General features: G+C 42.8%; 1 protein-coding gene and 1 pseudogene. One reads left to right on the plus strand and one right to left on the minus strand.

Annotation, left to right across the window (positions count from 1 at the left end):
• Positions 1–128: 128 nt before the first annotated feature.
• Positions 129–821 (minus strand): MaoC family dehydratase, encoded by a 693-nt coding sequence (locus B4K20_RS13250; RefSeq protein ID WP_289283229.1) that lies wholly within the window; start codon positions 819–821, stop codon positions 129–131.
• A 196-nt stretch (positions 822–1,017) separates the two neighbouring features.
• On the opposite strand from B4K20_RS13250, the pseudogene B4K20_RS13255 reads away from it, so the two are divergent.
• A pseudogene (locus tag B4K20_RS13255) lies at positions 1,018–1,272 on the plus strand (3-deoxy-7-phosphoheptulonate synthase); the annotation flags it as partial.

The raw sequence follows: 1,272 nt of genomic DNA on the forward strand, positions 1-1,272 counted from the left end.
GATCTGGGCGATTGCCCTTGGTTATGCAGCCAGCATCTATGTTCATCTCTGGCTGAATAGTGCCATGTTTTAATAAAACAAAACACATCTTCTCAATAAAAAAGGCGGTCATAAAACCGCCTTTTTTATCAGTCATATAAGCGTAATAACATTTCCGCGACACAGGCGGGTCGTTTGCTGTTTTCCACCTCAATTGTCACTTCACGAACTAATTCAAGCCCTCTTCTAAGCGGTGTTACAGCAATAATCCGAGTCCGAGCACGAATACGTTTTCCAACCCTCACCGGCGCAGGAAAAACGACTTTATTCATCCCGTAATTCACCAACATTCTGGCTTCAGGATAATCATTCTTTTCGGGGTTAACTGTATCCGTTAATTTTGGAATCAGAGACAGTGTCAAAAACCCATGTGCAATGGTTGTTTTAAATGGAGACTCATTTTCAGCTTTGACAGGATCGGTGTGAATCCACTGATGATCGCCGGTTGCTTGAGCAAATTGATCAATACAGGCTTGATCCACCAAGAACCACTCCCCCACGAAATTTTCAACGCCTAGATCAGCTGCAATGCGTTGATGTAAAGCAGCAAACTTATCACTGAGTTTTATAACAGGTTCTGATTCGTGAGCAATGGTTTCTTCACTGTCATGGAAAAAGTGAAAATATTGCGTCCATGGCAGAGAAAAATTGCGAATATCAGAGACTTTTTTATTGATCGTCTCAGGCCAGCTTCTCAGGGTAGTCTCTACGCGACTTTTTATTTCTGAGTTGATCGATTCGAGCTTCTCTTGGCCCTGTTTAAATGACTCTACCAGCCGCATAGTTGATCCTTTTTTTCAAACTTGAACGCCGAATTTTTGACTTATTCCCTAGTCATTAGTTTTTGTGCATATAGTGTGCCATAGCATGTGACGTGTCGTTGGGCAGATCACATTCTGATTTGTTACACGCTTGAGATAGCACAAAAAGCCCTCAGCGGTTACAATCTTCTGTTTCCATATCGATAACAGACACACCATGCTCTATAGCACAGACGACCTACGAATCACGGGGATTCAAGAAGTCATCCCCCCGGCGCAACTTCATGAAGAATTGCCGATTACTGATCAAGCATCTGAAACGGTTTTTAATGCGCGGAAAGCGACGCAGGATATTCTGCATAAACGCGATGATCGCTTAACAGTTATTGTAGGTCCGTGTTCTATTCATGATCCTCTTGCTGCTCGAGAGTATGCCACAAGACTGCAACCATTAATTGAAGAACTTCAAGAT

It is taken from the genome of Methylophaga sp. UBA5088, from assembly GCF_002414625.1.
Taxonomy (GTDB): Bacteria; Pseudomonadota; Gammaproteobacteria; order Nitrosococcales; family Methylophagaceae; genus Methylophaga; species Methylophaga marina.

What these genes read in the sequence shown, in the direction of transcription:
- B4K20_RS13250 (WP_289283229.1), bottom strand. Translation starts at nt 821, where the DNA reads ATGCGGCTGGTAGAGTCATTTAAACAGGGCCAAGAGAAGCTCGAATCG.